The organism is Pseudomonas shirazensis (assembly GCF_014268785.2).
Lineage (GTDB): Bacteria > Pseudomonadota > Gammaproteobacteria > Pseudomonadales > Pseudomonadaceae > Aquipseudomonas > Aquipseudomonas shirazensis.
The window spans coordinates 280,320-297,977 of sequence record NZ_JABWRD020000001.1 but is presented as its reverse complement, the minus strand read 5'-3'; the positions used below and the strand labels follow the sequence as shown (position 1 = coordinate 297,977).

The 17,658-nt window shown below is 59.9% G+C and carries 15 protein-coding genes; 2 read left to right on the top strand and 13 right to left on the bottom strand.

What is annotated here, in order from left to right; all coding sequences use genetic code 11:
• Positions 1-56: 56 nt before the first annotated feature.
• Positions 57-1,061: an amidohydrolase family protein gene (locus HU736_RS01310; protein ID WP_186698773.1), complete on the bottom strand. Its 1,005-nt coding sequence runs from the start codon at positions 1,059-1,061 to the stop codon at positions 57-59.
• A gap of 114 nt (positions 1,062-1,175) precedes the next feature.
• Between HU736_RS01310 and HU736_RS01305 the strand changes: the two genes are divergently transcribed.
• Entirely contained in the window at positions 1,176-2,039 is an 864-nt protein-coding gene (locus HU736_RS01305; RefSeq protein WP_186698771.1) for a pirin family protein, read from the top strand.
• Here HU736_RS01305 and HU736_RS01300 read toward each other — a convergent pair.
• The 4 genes from HU736_RS01300 to HU736_RS01285 all read right to left on the bottom strand — a co-directional run bounded on the left by HU736_RS01300 (position 2,028) and on the right by HU736_RS01285 (position 5,787).
• A complete protein-coding gene (locus tag HU736_RS01300; protein ID WP_186698768.1) occupies positions 2,028-2,774 on the bottom strand; it encodes a dienelactone hydrolase family protein in 747 nt (248 codons plus the stop codon). The two genes, HU736_RS01305 and HU736_RS01300, sit on opposite strands and share 12 nt — an antisense overlap.
• Positions 2,775-2,848: 74 nt before the next feature.
• Positions 2,849-4,756 (bottom strand): molecular chaperone HtpG, encoded by a 1,908-nt coding sequence (gene htpG / locus HU736_RS01295; RefSeq protein WP_103436756.1) that lies wholly within the window; start codon positions 4,754-4,756, stop codon positions 2,849-2,851.
• A gap of 96 nt (positions 4,757-4,852) precedes the next feature.
• Positions 4,853-5,311, bottom strand: a complete 459-nt coding sequence (locus HU736_RS01290) for a PaaI family thioesterase (RefSeq protein WP_103436755.1) — start codon at positions 5,309-5,311, stop codon at positions 4,853-4,855.
• Positions 5,311-5,787, bottom strand: a complete 477-nt coding sequence (locus HU736_RS01285; protein WP_186698766.1) for a hotdog fold thioesterase — start codon at positions 5,785-5,787, stop codon at positions 5,311-5,313. Before HU736_RS01285 ends, HU736_RS01290 begins: the two co-directional genes overlap by 1 nt.
• A 149-nt stretch (positions 5,788-5,936) precedes the next feature.
• Between HU736_RS01285 and HU736_RS01280 the strand changes: the two genes are divergently transcribed.
• On the top strand, positions 5,937-6,203 hold the full coding sequence (locus tag HU736_RS01280) for a hypothetical protein (protein ID WP_103436753.1): 267 nt from the start codon (positions 5,937-5,939) through the stop codon (positions 6,201-6,203).
• Positions 6,204-6,254: 51 nt separating this feature from the next.
• Here HU736_RS01280 and HU736_RS01275 read toward each other — a convergent pair whose 3' ends face one another.
• The 8 genes from HU736_RS01275 to HU736_RS01240 form a co-directional block, all read right to left on the bottom strand.
• On the bottom strand, positions 6,255-7,019 hold the full coding sequence (locus HU736_RS01275) for a DUF599 domain-containing protein (protein WP_186698764.1): 765 nt from the start codon (positions 7,017-7,019) through the stop codon (positions 6,255-6,257).
• A 199-nt stretch (positions 7,020-7,218) separates the two neighbouring features.
• Positions 7,219-8,532, bottom strand: coding sequence for a branched-chain amino acid transport system II carrier protein (gene brnQ / locus HU736_RS01270; protein WP_186698761.1), 1,314 nt, complete (start codon positions 8,530-8,532; stop codon positions 7,219-7,221).
• A gap of 310 nt (positions 8,533-8,842) precedes the next feature.
• Complete coding sequence (gene sucD, locus HU736_RS01265; RefSeq protein WP_101318141.1) at positions 8,843-9,727, bottom strand: succinate--CoA ligase subunit alpha; 885 nt, start codon at positions 9,725-9,727, stop codon at positions 8,843-8,845.
• Complete coding sequence (gene sucC / locus HU736_RS01260; RefSeq protein ID WP_008091914.1) at positions 9,727-10,893, bottom strand: ADP-forming succinate--CoA ligase subunit beta; 1,167 nt, start codon at positions 10,891-10,893, stop codon at positions 9,727-9,729. Before sucC ends, sucD begins: the two co-directional genes overlap by 1 nt.
• A gap of 173 nt (positions 10,894-11,066) precedes the next feature.
• Positions 11,067-12,503, bottom strand: coding sequence for a dihydrolipoyl dehydrogenase (gene lpdA, locus HU736_RS01255; RefSeq protein ID WP_101318139.1), 1,437 nt, complete (start codon positions 12,501-12,503; stop codon positions 11,067-11,069).
• Positions 12,504-12,595: 92 nt separating this feature from the next.
• Positions 12,596-13,825: a 2-oxoglutarate dehydrogenase complex dihydrolipoyllysine-residue succinyltransferase gene (gene odhB / locus HU736_RS01250; RefSeq protein WP_186698759.1), complete on the bottom strand. Its 1,230-nt coding sequence runs from the start codon at positions 13,823-13,825 to the stop codon at positions 12,596-12,598.
• A 42-nt stretch (positions 13,826-13,867) separates the two neighbouring features.
• The gene (locus tag HU736_RS01245) at positions 13,868-16,699 is read right to left on the bottom strand and encodes a 2-oxoglutarate dehydrogenase E1 component (protein ID WP_101318135.1); all 2,832 of its coding nucleotides are present in this window, start codon (positions 16,697-16,699) and stop codon (positions 13,868-13,870) included.
• Positions 16,700-16,944: 245 nt separating this feature from the next.
• Positions 16,945-17,649 (bottom strand): succinate dehydrogenase iron-sulfur subunit, encoded by a 705-nt coding sequence (locus HU736_RS01240; RefSeq protein WP_101318133.1) that lies wholly within the window; start codon positions 17,647-17,649, stop codon positions 16,945-16,947.
• Positions 17,650-17,658: the final 9 nt, after the last annotated feature.

The following is a 17,658-nucleotide window of genomic DNA, read 5'->3' as shown; positions in this document are numbered from 1 at the left end:
CGCCCCGACTGGTTCGGGGCGTTTTTGTTTTCGGCGTTTGCGTTGCCTGGCGCGGCTCAGTGCCCCTTGGGCAGCACCGCCAGGAAGTTGTCCCGCGCCACCTTGTGCGCCACCTCTTCGCTCAAAGCATCCAGAAATGGATCGAAGCCATGCAGCTCCTTGCCCAGGCTGTCGAACCGACCAACCACATCCGAACCCAACATGAACCGGTCAGGGTACTGCTCGACCAACTCGACCCAGGCCTTGCGCGGCTTGCCTGCCTCGTCGAGCAGATACGGCTCGAGCACACTCCAGGACAAGTCGATGTACAGGTTCGGATAGTCCTTCAACAATCGCGTTACTACCGGCAAGAGGAAGTCCATCTGCGTCTGATGGCGATGAATCTCCATGCTGGTACCGGCATGCGCCCAGATGAATCGTGTGTGCGGATGGTTGCGCAGGGGCTCTTCCAGCTCGGCCAGGTACAGTGGGTTGCGCTCGCGCTTGGAGGTGATGTTGGAGTGGATCAGCACGGGCAGGTCACGTTCTGCGGCCAGGTGATAAATCCGTGTCATGGCCTCGTTGTTGGCCCTCGGCGTATCGCCGCTGGTCAGCGCAGTAAGGTCGTCATGGCGGGTGAACACCTCGCCGATGCCCTGCCACATTCCCGGATACAGCTCGAGCATACGCTCGATGTGGCTGGCTGCATTCTTGTCGACCGGATTGAAGCCGGTCAGGAATGGATGGAAGCGCTTGCGCTGTTCGGCCGGCAGCTTTTCCAATGCGGCCGCCACATAGACGTCAGTGGCGCTGTACCAGTAGGCATCGGCATCATCACCGGCGTAGTAGCGCGGGCGCTTGGGTTCGTCCTCGTGCCACTTCTTCGCCACTGACACCCCGGAAATCATCGACTGATCGATACCGGCCTTGTCCATCGCCGCAAGCAGGGTCGGCATGCCCTCGGATTCCTGGAAAAAGTCGACGTAATGCAGATGGGCATCGCTGTAGCGGTAGTCGCGCGCCTGCGCCGCGTGGCACAGCAGGCCCGAGACCAGCACCGCAGCCAGTGCTCTGGCGATCATGGCAGTTTCCTTGAGCTGATTCGAACAGAGTAGACCCGCGCCTGACGGCCACGGTTCAGCAATGGCTGGCAAATCGCTATGCTTGCAGCCTCAGCCCTGTACCTGGAGCCTTGCATGAGCCGCCCATTGATCATCCGCCCACGCGCCGAAACCATCGCGGGCCAGCCCATTCTGCGGCTGCTACCCTCAGCGCAGTGCCGCAGCGTCGGCCCGTTCGTGTTCTTCGACCACATGCTCGCAACCGACTACGCTGCGGGCAGTGGCATGGATATCCACCAACATCCACACATCGGTCTGGCCACCCTGACCTACCTCTTCGAAGGCGAACTGCTGCACAAGGACAGCATTGGCTCTGATCAACGTGTGCGGCCTGGCGAGGTCAGCTGGATGAGCGCCGGTCGTGGCGTGGCCCACGTCGAGCGCACGCCGGCCGAGCTGGTCGCAAGCGGCTCACGCCTGCATGGGCTGCAGGTGTGGCTGGCGGCGCCGCGGGAACACGAGCAGGCACTGCCCAACTACAGCCATCACTGCGCAGCGAGCTTGCCGGTCAGCGACACCCTGGGAGTGCGTATCTGTCTGATTGCCGGTCGAGGCTTTTGCCTTGAGTCGCCGGTACCGGTGCTCTCCCCTACCCTGTACGCGCACATCGGCATGCAACCGGCAACTAGCCTGCTGATCCCCACTGAACATACCCAGCGTGCGCTGTATCTAATGGAGGGCGAGGTGTTGCTCGATGAAGAGCCGGTCGAGCCGCACAGCTTGCTGGTGCTGCCAGAAGGCGAGGAACTGACGCTGTACGCGCAAGGTGAATGCCAACTGGCACTGATCGGCGGCGCGCCGCTGGATGGGCCGCGGCGGATGAACTGGAACTTTGTTGCCAGCGACCCGGCACTGATCGAACAGGCACGGGCCAACTGGGCAGCCGGGCAATGGCCAGTGGTAGCCGGAGAAACCCAGCGGATCGAGTTACCCCGCTAGCTGAGCAGGATCCGGTTTGAACACTTCTTCGAGCAGATTGTGCATGGCCTTGAACGCGCGCTGTGAGGTGCGCCAGTCAAATTGCATCTTGCCCGGTACGTTTGCCGCCGGGTCGGTGAACGAATGCACCGCACCGCCGTAGCTGACCAGTTGCCAATCGACCTTGGCCGCGTTCATTTCCTGCTCGAAGGCAGGTAGCTGCTCGCGGGGTACCAGTGGATCGCTGGCGCCGTGCAGCACCAGTACCGAACCTTTGATGTTGCCGGCATCGGCGCTATCAGGTGTGTCGAGGGTGCCGTGGAAGGAGACAGTGGCTTTTAGATCAGCGCCACTGCGGGCCAGCTCCAGTGCACAGCAACCACCAAAACAGAAGCCGAACGCCGCCACCTTGCCCGGCGCCAGCTGCGCCTTGGACTGCCCCAGCAACTGAGCCAGGGCGGCATGCATGCGCTTGCGCAGCTCAGCACGATCGTTTTTCAGCGGCATCATGGCGGCGCCCGCTTCATCTGCATTGGTCGGCCGCACCAACTGCCCATAGAGGTCGGCGATCAGCACCACATAGCCCTTCTCGGCGACTTCCCTGGCAATGCGCTCGGCACCTTCGCCGATGCCCATCCAGTTCGGCGCCATCAGCAGAGCAGGTTTTGCTTCTGCGCCTGGGGCGTATACCAAGCGGCTCTCGTAAGCCTTGCCGGCGTGGTGATAGACCAACGATTCGACGATTGCTTTGCTCATCAAGCTTCTCCTTGTCCTGGTACAAAAGACCGTAATAAAAAAGCCCGCCGAAGCGGGCTTATTCAGCGCTTATCTCAAGCAGACAGCTCGACCAGCAGCTTGTTCAGGCGACGCACATACGCCGCAGGGTCCTTGAGGCTGTCGCCAGCGGCCAAGGCAGCCTGATCGAAGAGGATGTGCGAAAGCTCGCCGAAACGATCCTCGCTCTGCTCGTGATCGAGTTTCTCGATCAGCGGATGAGCCGGGTTGAATTCGAAGATAGGCTTCGAGTCCGGCACTTTCTGCCCGCTGGCCTCGAGGATCTGACGCATCTGCAGGCCCAGGTCCTGCTCACCGATGGCCAGAATGGCTGGCGAGTCGGTCAGGCGATGGGAGACACGCACTTCAGCAACACTGTCACCCAGCGCAGCTTTCAGACGCTCGACCAGACCTTCTTTTTCCTTGGCGACTTCTTCCTGGGCTTTCTTGTCTTCTTCCGAATCCAGCTTGCCCAGGTCAAGGTCACCGCGGGCAACATCGACAAAGCTCTTGCCGTCGAAGTCGCTCAGGTAGCTCATCAGCCACTCGTCGATACGATCGGTCAGCAGCAGCACTTCGATGCCTTTCTTGCGGAAGACCTCAAGGTGCGGGCTGTTCTTGACCTGCGCGTAGGTTTCGCCGGTGAGGTAGTAGATTTTGTCCTGGCCTTCTTTGGCACGAGCCAGGTAGTCAGCCAGCGACACACTTTGCTCGCCGCTGTCGTCGTGGGTTGAAGCAAAGCGCAGCAGGCCGGCGATCTTCTCTTTGTTGGCGAAATCTTCTGCCGGGCCTTCCTTGAGGACCTGGCCGAAGTTCTTCCAGAAGCCCTTGTATTGCTCGGGTTCGTTCTTCGCCAGCTTCTCGAGCATGTCGAGCACACGCTTGGTCAGCGCGGTTTTCATCGAGTCGATGATCGGGTCTTTCTGCAGGATCTCGCGCGAAACGTTCAGCGACAGGTCATTGGAGTCAACCACGCCCTTGATGAAACGCAGGTACAACGGCAGGAACGACTCGGCCTGGTCCATGATGAACACACGCTGCACGTACAGCTTCAGGCCACGCGGCGCTTCGCGCTGGTACAGGTCGAACGGCGCGCGGGCCGGGACGTACAGCAGCGAGTTGTATTCGAGCTTGCCTTCGACCTTGTTGTGGCTCCAGGCCAGCGGGTTTTCGAAGTCATGGCCGATGTGCTTGTAGAACTCCTGGTATTCCTCGTCCTTGACCTCGGTACGCGAACGGGTCCACAGGGCGCTGGCGCGGTTGACGGTTTCCCATTCCTGCGCAGGTGCGGCTTCGCCTTCAGCGGCTTCGGCCTGTTCTTTAGGCAGCTGGATTGGCAGGGCAATGTGGTCGGAGTACTTCTTCACGACGTTGCGCAGGCGCCAGCCGTCAGCAAACTCCTGTTCTTCCTTCTTCAGGTGCAGAACGATGCGCGTGCCGCGTTGTGGCTTGTCGATGGTGGCAACTTCGAATTCGCCCTCGCCTTTCGACGACCAGTGCACGCCTTCAGCGGCTGGCTGGCCCGCACGACGGCTGTAGACGTCGACCTGGTCGGCAACAATGAACGCCGAATAGAAGCCCACGCCGAACTGACCGATCAGGTGCGAGTCCTTTTTCTGGTCGCCGCTGAGGTTTTTCATGAAATCGGCAGTGCCGGACTTGGCAATGGTGCCCAGGTGCGCAATGACATCTTCACGGCTCATGCCGATGCCGTTGTCTTCCAGGGTCACGGTGCCGGCCTCGGCATCGAAGCTGACGCGGATTTTCAGGTCGGCGTCGCCTTCGAGCAGCTCCGGCTTGGCCAGGGCTTCGAAACGCAGCTTGTCAGCGGCGTCGGAGGCGTTGGAAATCAGCTCGCGAAGGAAAATTTCCTTGTTCGAGTACAGCGAGTGGATCATGAGGTGCAGCAGTTGCTTTACCTCGGTCTGGAAGCCCAGGGTTTCTTTTTGTGTCTCCACACTCATGGTCTTCAAAACTCCGATCTGATGGCAATGGTCGCCTGGCAGGCCGCGGTGGCCGGCGTTTACGGCGGGATGTCCAACAGATGGGGGCATGGCGGACTATTTCAAGGGCTTTTCCGGTTCGATCTTGAAATGAGCACGGGCCATGGCGATCGGCAGGTTGCGATCGTCCTGCCAGGCACTGATCGCGACATTGGTCACCCGCCGCCCTTGGCGCCAGAGCTGGCAATTGGCATAGGTGTCGCGCACATAGCCGGCACGCAGGTAGTCGATGGAGAAATCGATGATTTTCGGAATACTCGCGCTTTCGCTATAGACCAGCAGATAGAGCGCCGCCGAGAGCTCCATGAAACCTGCGATGACACCACCATGAATGGCCGGCAACAGCGGATTACCGACATTGTCGGCACTGGCTGGCAAGCGGAACAACAGCTGCTCGCCCTGGCGCTCGCACTCGATACCGATGAGCCCTGCATAAGGAATCAATGCCAGCAGTGGTGCGTAATCACCCACCGCGTGGGCCTGATTAAGGCGCTGGCGAACGTCTGCCGGAATCATCAGCCCTGCCCTCCATCAAGCTTGCCAGCAAAGCGGATACCACCCCTGGCCTGCTGCCCCAGGCGCATGAAAGTCCCCACCACCTGGCAGATAGGCTGCTCGGGGTCATCCTGATACGCCATGCCACGGGTAAAAATCACATCGCGGGTGACACGATAACAATGCGCGTGGCCGTAGATATCCTTGCCGGCCTCGGCGGAGTGCATATAGTCGATGCGCAGGTCCAAGGTCGGGCACACTTCGAACTGCGCCAACGAACACAAAGTAGCCATGCCGCAGGTGGTGTCCATCAACGTGGTCAGCGCGCCGCCATGGACTGCACCGGTCTGTGGATTGCCAACCAGCAGCGGCGACCAAGGCAGCACCAGGGTCATGCCGCCGGCATCAGCTTGATGTACGCGCATGTTCAATAACTGGCAATGCCGGAGTGCCGACAGAAAGCGTTCAGCCATAGCCATCAGAGACGAATCGATCACCGTTAAGCCCTCGTCGGCGTGACAGCACAAGCGCGTTGAAAATTCCAGAGTGGACGCGCACTTATATATCTGTAATCTCTGTGGAACTAATTTCGTGCACTTGAACTCGAAGGTTCAAGCAAGTTATTCCACCCAAGGAGAGACACCCCATGCGTAAACCTTTTGCTTTTGCTCTGATGCTGGCTGCTGCCATGGGCCTGGCTGCTTGCGACAAGGCAAGCGAAAACAAGGCTCAAGATGCACAGGAACACGCCGAGCAAGCCCAGGATAAAGCGGGCGAAGCTCAGGATAAGATGAATGAAGCTGCCAAGGAAAACGCCGAAGCTGCCAAAGACCAGGCTGAAGCGCAGCAAAAAGCAGCTGAAGAAGCTGCTGACAAAGGCGAACCGGCCCCGACTGCACCAGTCAAGCCGTAATCGCAGCACACAAAAAAACCCGACATTGTCGGGTTTTTTTATGCCTGAAGTTTAACGATTAACCGTTTCAGTCAACACCGCGGTCGGCTCTTTCGGCGCGTCACTAGGGACACTTTCAGTCGGCGTGAACACCATCACTTCCAATACATCGGAGTGGAACTCGCGGCGATAAAGAATCAGCACTACGCCCAAGCTGACGACCATGAACAGCCACGGGTTGATGAACCAGGTCAACATGGCCATGCCGAAGTAATAGGCGCGCAAGCCCAAGTTGAACTGGTTGGCCGCAAGTGACAGCACCCGTGCTGCCCGCGCGGCAAATGCCTTGCGCTCAAGCTCGTTGACCAGGCGCTCGCCGATCATCGGCGCCGAGCCCACCAGCACCGCTGCAAAGTTGTACTGGCGCATGCACCAGCTGAAGGTGAAGAAGGCGTAGACGAACACCGCCGCCAGGCCCAACAGCTTCACTTCCGACATGCCCTGCGAAGCCACCTGCACATACGGCAGGTCGGCCAGCAGCGATACGGCGCGGTCCGACGCCCCCAGCACCGTGAGGATACCGGCAAGGATGATCAACGTGCTGGAAGCGAAGAACGATGCATTGCGCTCAAGGTTGCCGATCACACTGGCATCGGCAATGCGGTTGTCGCGCAGCAGCATGCGCCGCATCCAGTCTTCCCGATAGAGGTGCAGAACGCTGGCCAGGCAGGCCGTATCGCGGCCCTTCCAGATTGCGTAGCGGGTGTAACCACCCCAGCACAGGGCAAACCAGCAGACTGCCAACAAGTTGCTCAGGTTGCTTTGGATAAAGCTCATGCAGGTTCTCGACCGTTCAGGTGCACAAAAGGATATCGGTTTCGACGCCCGAATGTGGCAAAAGACACGCACCGCGTCACAAAACCTGGAGCCGGCCATAAAAAACCCCGGATCCTCACGGACCCGGGGTTTTTTATGACCAGCCTGGGCGAGCGCAGCAGCGGCTTGTGGCCAGCGCTTGCAGCGGGCTGTCAGTACCTCACGCCAGCGCCTCGCGCGGCTTGCCCAGCATCCAGTCGCAAAGCACCGCCACGCCGAGGGTCAGCGCCGAAGGTACCAACCACGCCAGGCCTTGATCGCTCAGCGGCAGATGCGCCAGGACATCCGGCAGGATATGGGCAAGCGGCGTGCCTTTGATCGCGTCGACAATGCCGAACAGCAACGACACGGCCATCACCGGGCCCATGATACGCACCGGCGAGTTCCAGATGCCTTTGCAGAAGCTCAGCGCCACCAGCACGATGCACGGTGGGTAAATGGCCGTCAGCAACGGGATCGAGAACATGATCAGCTTGGTCAGGCCAAGGTTGGAAACCACCAGCGAGAAACCGGCCAGGATCACCACCAGCGTGCGGTACGACAGCGGCAGAATCTGGCTGAAGTACTCGGCGCAGGCGCAGGTCAGGCCAACCGCAGTCACCAGGCAGGCCAACGCGATCAACACCGCCAGGAAGCCGCTACCGAGTGAGCCAAAGGTATATTGCACGTAGGCATGCAGCACGGCCGCGCCGTTGGTAGCATCAGCGGCGATGTCATGGCTGCCGGCACCGAGGCGGAACAGGCTGATGTACACCAGTGCCAGCCCTAACCCGGCGATCAGACCGGCGATGATTGCATAGCGGGTGATCAGCTTTGGCGACTCGACGCCACGTGAGCGGATCGCGTTGACGATGACGATACCGAAGACCAGCGCCCCGAGGGTGTCCATGGTCAGGTAGCCATTGATGAAACCCTGCGAGAACGGCGCGGCAACGTAAGCCGGCTGTGCTTCGCCGATGGTCCCGGCAGGCAGCGCAAACGCAGCGATACCCAGGGCCGCCAGGGCGAGGATCTTCAGCGGTGCAAGGAAGCGGCCCACTGTATCGAGCAGCTTGCCGGGGTACATGGACACTGCCAGCACGATGATGAAGTACACCAGGCTGTAGATGAACAATGCCAGCGGGCTTTCACCGGTCAACGGGGCTACGCCCACTTCGAACGACACCGTCGCCGTGCGCGGGGTGGCGAACAGCGGGCCAACCGACAGGTAGCAGACCGCCGCCAGCAGGCCACCGAAGAACTTGCCGATCGGGCTGCTCAACGCGTCCATGCCGCCGCCGACCTTGGCCAGGGCAACCACGGTGATGACCGGCAGGCCTACTGCAGTGACGAGGAAGCCCAAGGCTGCCATCCACACGTGCGGGCCTGACTGCAAGCCAACGATCGGCGGGAAGATGATGTTGCCGGCGCCGACGAACAGCGCAAACGTCATAAAGCCAAGCGCCAGAATATCCTGGCCTTTGAGAACTTTCATTTAAGGAAATACCACACTACTGAAATCGGGATTTAGAGAGGGATTTCCCCTTGGATGAGGGAAATATGGGACCGTCCGGGTGGGACAGACCTTTTTGACATACCCGCACCCTTTTGGGGCGCCGACACGAAAGTGGGCGACAGTGTAACCAAGTTGCACCCCGACTGCACGGCTGGCTGACGAGGTGTCTCGCCAATGCAATTGGCTGTCGCGGTTATGAACGACAGCCCCGGTGGGCTGACTTGCAGTGCTGCTGAAACGACAAAGGCCACCCGAAGGTGGCCTCTGTGCGCGTGGGGGGTCTAGCGTATTACTTCTTGGCTTCCCAGCCAGTCAGCTCGGCCAGGGCCTTGCCGATGTCGGCCAGCGAACGCACGGTTTTAACACCTGCGTCCTGCAGCGCTGCAAACTTCTCGTCAGCAGTGCCTTTGCCGCCAGAGATGATTGCACCAGCGTGACCCATACGCTTGCCCGCAGGAGCGGTAACACCAGCGATGTAGGAAACGACCGGCTTGGTCACGTTGGCTTTGATGTAGGCAGCGGCTTCTTCTTCAGCCGAACCGCCGATCTCGCCGATCATGACGATCGCTTCGGTCTGCGGGTCTTCCTGGAACAGCTTCAGGATGTCGATGAAGTTCGAGCCTGGGATCGGGTCACCGCCGATGCCGACGCAGGTCGACTGGCCGAAGCCGGCGTCGGTGGTCTGCTTGACAGCTTCGTAGGTCAGGGTGCCGGAACGCGACACGATACCGACCTTGCCTGGCAAGTGAATGTGACCTGGCATGATGCCGATCTTGCACTCGCCCGGAGTGATCACGCCTGGGCAGTTAGGGCCGATCAGGGTAACACCCAGTTCGTCGCACTTGACCTTGGCATCCAGCATGTCCAGGGTAGGAATGCCTTCGGTGATGCAGACGATCAGCTTGATGCCGCCCAGGGCTGCTTCAAGGATCGAGTCCTTGCAGAAAGGAGCTGGAACGTAGATGACCGAAGCGTCAGCGCCGGTAGCTTCTACAGCTTCTTTCACAGTGTTGAACACTGGCAGGCCCAGGTGAGTGGTGCCGCCCTTGCCCGGAGTCACGCCGCCAACCATCTTGGTGCCGTAGGCGATGGCTTGTTCGGAGTGGAAAGTACCCTGCGAGCCGGTGAAGCCCTGGCAGATAACTTTGGTGTCTTTATTGATCAGGACGCTCATTACTTGCCCTCCGCAGCTTTGACAACTTGTTGAGCAGCGTCGGTCAGGCTGGTTGCAGCAATGATGTTCAAACCGCTTTCTGCCAGTACTTTAGCGCCGAGCTCGGCATTGTTGCCTTCCAGACGGACGACAACCGGTACCTTGACGCCGACTTCTTTCACAGCGCCGATGATGCCTTCGGCAATCATGTCGCAGCGAACGATGCCGCCGAAGATGTTGACCAGTACGGCCGCGACATTGCTGTCGGACAGGATGATCTTGAAAGCTTCGGTCACGCGCTCTTTGGTAGCACCACCACCTACGTCGAGGAAGTTGGCTGGCTTGCCGCCGTGCAGGTTGACGATGTCCATGGTACCCATGGCCAGGCCAGCACCGTTGACCATGCAACCGATGTTGCCTTCCAGCGCTACGTAGTTCAGCTCGAAGCTGGCAGCGTGGGCTTCACGAGGATCGTCCTGGGACGGGTCGTGGAAGGTCTTCAGCTTAGGCTGACGGTACATTGCGTTGGCATCGATGTTGATTTTGGCATCGAGGCAATGCAGGTCGCCGTCGGCCTTGATGACCAGCGGGTTGACTTCCAGCAGGGCCAGGTCGTGTTCTTTGAACAGCTTGGCCAGGCCTACGAAAATCTTGGCGAACTGTGCAACTTGCTTGCCTTCCAGACCCAGCTGGAACGCCAGTTCACGACCCTGGAATGGCTGAGCGCCAACCAGTGGATCGATAGTAGCCTTGATGATCTTCTCAGGAGTTTCGTGAGCGACTTTCTCGATGTCCACGCCACCTTCGGTGGAAGCCATGAACACGATACGACGGCTCGAACGATCGACTACAGCGCCCAGATACAGCTCTTTGGCGATGTCAGTGCAGGACTCGACCAGGATCTTGGTCACTGGCTGACCGTTGGCGTCAGTCTGGTAAGTCACCAGACGCTTGCCCAACCACTGTGCAGCGAACGCCTTGGCGTCTTCTTTGCTGCGAACCAGCTTGACGCCGCCCGCTTTACCGCGACCACCTGCGTGAACCTGGGCTTTTACAACCCACTCGGAACCGCCGATCTTGTCGCAGGCTTCTGCTGCTGCTTCAGGGGTGTCGACTGCGAAACCCTTGGAAACTGGCAGGCCGTATTCAGCGAACAGCTGCTTACCCTGATACTCGTGAAGATTCATGCTTTATACCGTCTTCGTTAGGTACTGCGCTTCGGCGCTGCGCCAACAATGGCGCCGCACCACCTGTGACCGTTAAACCTTCGGGTGGTCCCGAAGGTCCGGTCCGGCGGACGTTCCGCGGTGAGTCATGCACGCAGGACTCACGACGGGCGACCCGCCGTGGTTTCTTATAATTAACGCTTCTTGCGGTTGGCGACGTGAATGGCACCGCCATTCACAGCCAGAGCGGCTTCATGCAGCGCTTCGGACAGGGTCGGATGGCTGAACACCATCATGCCGATGTCTTCTGCGCTGGTGCCGAATTCCATTGCGATTGCGCCCTGCTGAACCAGTTCGGCAGCCGATGGGCCAATCACGTGTACACCCAGAACGCGGTCGGTCTTGGCATCGGCGATGACCTTGACGAAACCACCGGTGTCGTTGGCAGCCATCGCACGGCCGCTGGCCGCGAACGGGAAAGTGCCCACGTTAACCTCTACGCCTTCCGCCTTCAAGGCTTGTTCGGTCTTACCGACCCAAGCGATTTCCGGGTGGGTGTAGATAACCGATGGGATCAGGTCGTAGTTCATCTGAGCCTTGTGGCCCTTGATACGCTCGACAACCATGATGCCCTCTTCCGAGGCCTTGTGCGCCAGCATCATGCCACGCACCACGTCACCGATGGCGTACACGCCCGGCACGCTGGTTGCGCAGTAGTCATCGACGAAGATGTAGCCGCGCTCGTCGATGTCGACGCCGCTGTCAGCAGACAGCAGTTCAGTGGTCACTGGACGACGGCCGACCGCAACGATCAGCTTGTCGAAGGTGATCTTCTGCTCGCCGTTGGCATCGGTGTAAGTCACTTCGACTTCGTTGCCGTTGACTTGCGAGCCGGTCACGCGAGCGCCCAGCTTGATGTCCAGGCCTTGCTTGGTCAGGGTCTTCTGGGCTTCCTTGGCAACTGCAGTATCGGCAGCCATGAGGAAGGTATCCAGAGCTTCCAGGACAGTTACCTGAGCACCCAGACGCGACCATACCGAACCCAGTTCCAGGCCGATCACGCCAGCGCCGATCACGCCCAGACGCTGCGGAACGGTCTGGAATTCCAGGGCACCGGTGGAGTCGACGATGACGTTCTGGTCGACCGGAGCCGGCGGAATGTCGATCGGACGCGAGCCGGAGGCCAGGATCACGTTTTCGGCTTCGATGATTTCGGTAGTGCCGTCAGCCTTGGTGACTTCGACTTTCTTGCCAGCCAGCAGTTTGCCGTGGCCCTGGATCGAAGTAACACCGTTGGCCTTGAACAGGGTGGCAACACCGCTGGTCAGGTTCTTCACGATGCCAGCCTTGCGGCCAACCATTGCTGCAACGTCCATCTTCACTTCGCCAGTGGAGATGCCGTGAACGTTGAAGCTCTCTTTGGCTTCCTTGTATTTCCAGGAGCTGTCCAGCAGCGCCTTGGAAGGAATGCAACCGACGTTCAGGCAGGTACCGCCCAAGGCCAGTTTGCCTTCGGCGTCGGTGTACTTCTCGATGCAGGCGGTGCTCAAGCCAAGCTGAGCGGCCTTGATCGCGGCAACATAGCCACCAGGGCCTGCACCAATCACTACCACGTCGAATTTCTGGGTCATAAAAGATTCCTTTTCAGCTACAAGCTGCAAGCCTCAAGCGGCAAGCGACGGGCTCGCACGGGAGCCGGCCGGTTGCCGCTTGCAGCTGCGTGTTAGATGTCCAGCAGCAGACGAGCCGGGTCTTCCAGCAGGTTCTTGATGGTGACCAGGAAGGTTACTGCTTCCTTGCCATCGATCAGACGGTGATCGTAGGACAGCGCCAGGTACATCATCGGGCGAATGGCAACCTGGCCATTGACCGCCATCGGACGCTGGATGATGTTGTGCATGCCCAGAATAGCCGCCTGCGGCGGGTTGACGATCGGGGTCGACATCATCGAGCCGAATGTACCACCGTTGGTGATGGTGAAGGTACCGCCGGTCATGTCTTCGATGCCCAGCTTGCCGTCACGGGCCTTCTTGCCGAAGGTGGCGATGCCGTTCTCGATTTCTGCCAGGCTCATCTGCTCGGCGTTGCGCAGTACTGGAACCACCAGGCCACGGTCGCTGGAGACGGCAACGCCGACGTCAGCAAAGCCGTGGTAGACGATGTCGGTGCCGTCGATCGAGGCGTTGACTGCCGGGTAGCGCTTGAGCGCCTCGGTAGCGGCCTTGACGAAGAACGACATGAAGCCCAGACGTACGCCGTTGTGGGACTTCTCGAACAGGTCCTTGTACTTCGAACGCAGGGCCATGACTTCGGTCATGTCGACTTCGTTGAAGGTGGTCAGCATCGCCATGTTCGACTGGGCTTCGACCAGACGCTCGGCGATCTTGGCGCGCAGACGGGTCATCGGCACACGCTTCTCGGTACGGTCGCCAGTGGCGGTCAGTACTGGAGCGGCAGCAGCAGCGGCTGGCTTGGCAGCAGGAGCCGCGGCAGGCGCGGACTTCTTGTTGGCAACGGCAGCAACCACGTCTTCCTTGGTGATACGACCGCCTTTGCCAGTGCCGGCAACGGTAGCCAGATCGATACCGCCTTCTTCAGCCAGCTTGCGCGCGGCCGGTGCAGCGATCGGGTCGTCTTCGCCAGCGTCGGCAGCAGCGGCCGGGGCAGCGCCGCCAGCAGCAGGCGCGGCAGCAGCAGATGCAGCGGCAGCAGTGCCGCCTTCAACGATCGAACCCAGCAGTTCGTCGGAGAGAACGGTGTCGCCCTCGCCCTTGACGATCGGGCCGAGTACGCCGTCGGCAGTGGCGAGCACTTCGAGGACGACTTTGTCGGTTTCGATGTCAACGATCAGCTCGTCACGCTTGACGGCGTCGCCCGGCTGTTTGTGCCAGGTGGCAACGGTGCCGTCGGCAACCGATTCCGGGAAGGTTGGGGCTTTGATCTCGATAGCCATTAGCAGTATTTCCTTAAATTCGGTTTCAGGTGCGCGAAAGCATTAAACAGTGAAGGCGTCTTGCAGCAGTTTTTCCTGCTGTTCGGCGTGCTTCGATGCGTAACCACAGGCTGGCGCGGCAGAAGCGTCGCGGCCGGCGTATTCCAGGACCAGTGCCTTGTTGTGGCGGCCCAGGATACGGCGCATGTGGTGCTGGCTGCTGTACCAGGCGCCTTGGTTCATTGGCTCTTCCTGGCACCAGACGGCGGCCTTGAGGTTGCTGTACGGCGCCAGGATTTCGACCAGGTCGTCTTCCGGGAACGGATACAGCTGCTCGATACGCACGATGGCGATATCTTCGCGGCCTTCGGCACGGCGTTTTTCCAGCAGGTCGTAGTAGACCTTGCCACTGCACAGGATCAGGCGCTCGACCTTGGCCGGATCGAGGGTATCGATTTCCGGGATCACGGTCTGGAACGAGCCTTCTGCCAGGTCTTCCAAGGTCGACACGGCCAGCTTGTGGCGCAGCAGCGACTTCGGCGTCAGGACCACCAGCGGCTTGCGCAGCGGGCGGATCACCTGGCGACGCAGCAGGTGGTAGATCTGTGCCGGGGTGGTCGGTACGCACACCTGGATGTTGTGCTCGGCGCACAGCTGCAGGTAACGCTCCAGACGAGCCGAGGAGTGCTCAGGACCCTGGCCTTCGTAGCCGTGCGGCAGCAGCATGGTCAGACCGCACAGACGGCCCCACTTGTGCTCGCCACTGGTGATGAACTGGTCAATCACCACTTGCGCACCGTTGGCGAAGTCGCCGAACTGGGCTTCCCAGATCACCAGCGCGTTTGGCTGAGTGGTCGAGTAACCGTATTCGAACGCCAGAACTGCTTCCTCGGACAGGAACGAATCGTACAGGTCGAAACGTGGCTGGCCCGGGTACAGGTTCTGCAGCGGGATATAGGTGCTGGCGTCCTTCTGGTTGTGCAACACCGCGTGGCGGTGCGAGAAGGTGCCGCGGCCGATATCCTGACCGGTCATGCGGATCGGGTGACCTTCGAAGGCCAACGTGGCGTACGCCATGGTTTCGGCATAGCCCCAGTTGATCGGCAAGCCACCGGCCTGCATCTTCTGGCGATCTTCGTAGATCTTCGACACCTGACGCTGCACGACGAAACCTTCCGGCATCTCCAGCAGTTTGGCCGACAGGTCCTGCAAGGTCTTGAGGTCGAAACGGGTGTCGTGACGCGCGGTCCAGGCATGGCCCAGGTATGGACGCCAATCAACGAACAGCTCGCGGTTCGGCTCCTTGACCAGGCTCTTGACCACATGCAGACCGTTGTCCAGCGCGTTGCGGTATTCGTCGATCTTGGCCTGAGCACGCTCGGCATCGACACGACCGGCCTGGATCAGCGACTCGGCGTACAGCTCACGGGTGGTGCGCTGTTTGCTGATCTGCTGATACATCAGTGGCTGGGTGCCGTTAGGCTCGTCCGCTTCGTTGTGGCCGCGGCGACGGTAGCAGACCAGGTCAACCACCACGTCACGCTTGAACTGCATGCGGTAATCGATGGCCAGCTGGGTCACGAACAGCACAGCTTCCGGGTCATCACCGTTGACGTGCAGGATCGGCGCCTGAATCATCTTGGCGACGTCGGTGCAGTACTCGGTGGAACGCGAGTCGAGCGGGTTGCTGATGGTGAAACCAACCTGGTTGTTGATCACGATGTGCACGGTACCGCCGGTCTTGAAACCGCGGGTCTGCGACATCTGGAAGGTTTCCAGTACGACACCCTGGCCAGCGAACGCAGCATCACCGTGAATCGAGATCGGCAGTACCTTGTCGCCAACGCTGTCGTTGCGACGGTCCTGACGGGCGCGCACCGAACCCTCCACCACTGGCGAGACGATTTCCAGGTGGGACGGGTTGAACGCCATGGCCAGGTGAACTTCACCACCCGGGGTCATCACGTTCGACGAGAAGCCCTGGTGATATTTAACATCACCCGAGCCCAGCTCGTTCATCTTCTTGCCTTCGAACTCGTCGAACAGCTCGCGCGGGTTCTTGCCGAAGGTATTGACCAGCACGTTCAGACGGCCACGGTGGGCCATGCCGATCACGACTTCCTTGGTGCCGTAGGAGCCCGAGCGCTGGATCATTTCGTCCAGCATCGGGATCAGGCTCTCGCCGCCTTCCAGACCGAAGCGCTTGGTACCTGGGTACTTGGTGCCCAGATACTTCTCGAGGCCTTCACCTGCGGTGACACGCTCAAGCAGATGCGCCTGCACATCAGCGGAAAACTCCGGACGCCCACGCACGCTTTCGAGACGCTGCTGGAACCAGCTACGCTGCTCGGAATCGACGATATGGGTGAACTCGGCGCCGATGGTGCGACAATATGTCTTCTCCAGCGCATCGTGAATTTCGCGTAGGCTCGCTTCCTCTTTGCCGATGAACAGGTCGCCGGCACGGAAGGTCGTATCAAGATCGGCATTGGTCAAGCCGTAGTGATTGATCGACAGGTCTACGGGCGCAGGGCGCTGCCACAACCCCAACGGGTCGAGCTTGGCAGCCTGATGGCCGCGCATACGATAGGCCTGGATCAGTCGCAGAACTTCAACCTGCTTCTTCTCGTGTTCACTGCTCACGCTCCCGGCGGAAACCGGTTGAGCGCGGCGCTGGTTCTTTGCCAGCAGTACGAAATGGTCGCGGATTGTCGAGTGCGATACATCGGTAGCGGTGCTGCCGTCGGCGGGCAACTTCTGGAAGTAGGTGCGCCACTCTTCTGGCACAGCGTTAGGGTCGTGCAGGTAGAGTTCGTAGAGCTCTTCCACATATGCAGCGTTACCACCTGAAAGGTGGGCGCTTTCCCACATGCGCTGCATCACGCTTTCTTGCATGCTTGGTCACCCTCGTTCGGGGACGAATCGGCAAGTACCTCAATACGCATGAGAAAGCCCGAGAACAGCGACCAATCACGCCACCGAGGATCCTGCAGATTTTCCGGGTACCAGCCCGGAAGCCCCTGCTGGTCTCAAATCTTCATAGGTAATGGGCGTGGGCCTTATCGACCCCTGCCCGGGTTTCACCTCCGCGCGGGCTCACCACCCGCGCTTCAGTGTCTTGCACTTGCAACAGCCGTGTATCAGGTGCCGCTTTGCAGCAGCATGTTACGTACGTGACCGATTGCCTTGGTCGGATTCAGACCTTTAGGGCAAACGTTTACGCAGTTCATGATCCCGCGGCAGCGGAATACGCTGAACGGGTCATCCAGGGACGCCAGGCGCTCCTGAGTTTTCGTGTCGCGGCTGTCGGCCAGGAAGCGATAGGCCTGCAGCAGTGCAGCTGGACCGAGGAACTTGTCCGGGTTCCACCAGAACGACGGGCAGGAAGTCGAGCAGCAAGCGCACAGGATGCACTCGTACAGACCGTCCAGCTTCTCGCGCTCTTCTGGCGATTGCAGGCGTTCGATAGCCGGAGCTGGCGAATCGTTCTGCAGGAATGGCTTCACCTTCTCGTACTGCTTGTAGAAGATGCTCATATCGACGACCAGGTCACGGATAACTGGCAGGCCCGGCAGCGGACGCACGACCAATTTGTTACCTTTTACTACGGCAGACAGCGGCGTGATGCACGCCAGACCGTTCTTGCCGTTGATGTTCATGCCGTCGGAACCACAGACGCCTTCACGGCAGGAGCGACGATAGGAGAAACCTTCGTCCTGCTCCTTGATCAGTGCCAGCACGTCCAGCACCATCAGGTCCTTGCCTCCGGTGTCGACTTCGAAAATCTGAGTTTTCGGCGCCGAGTCGGTGTCCGGGTTATAGCGATATACTTCGACTTTCAACATAGCGGCCAC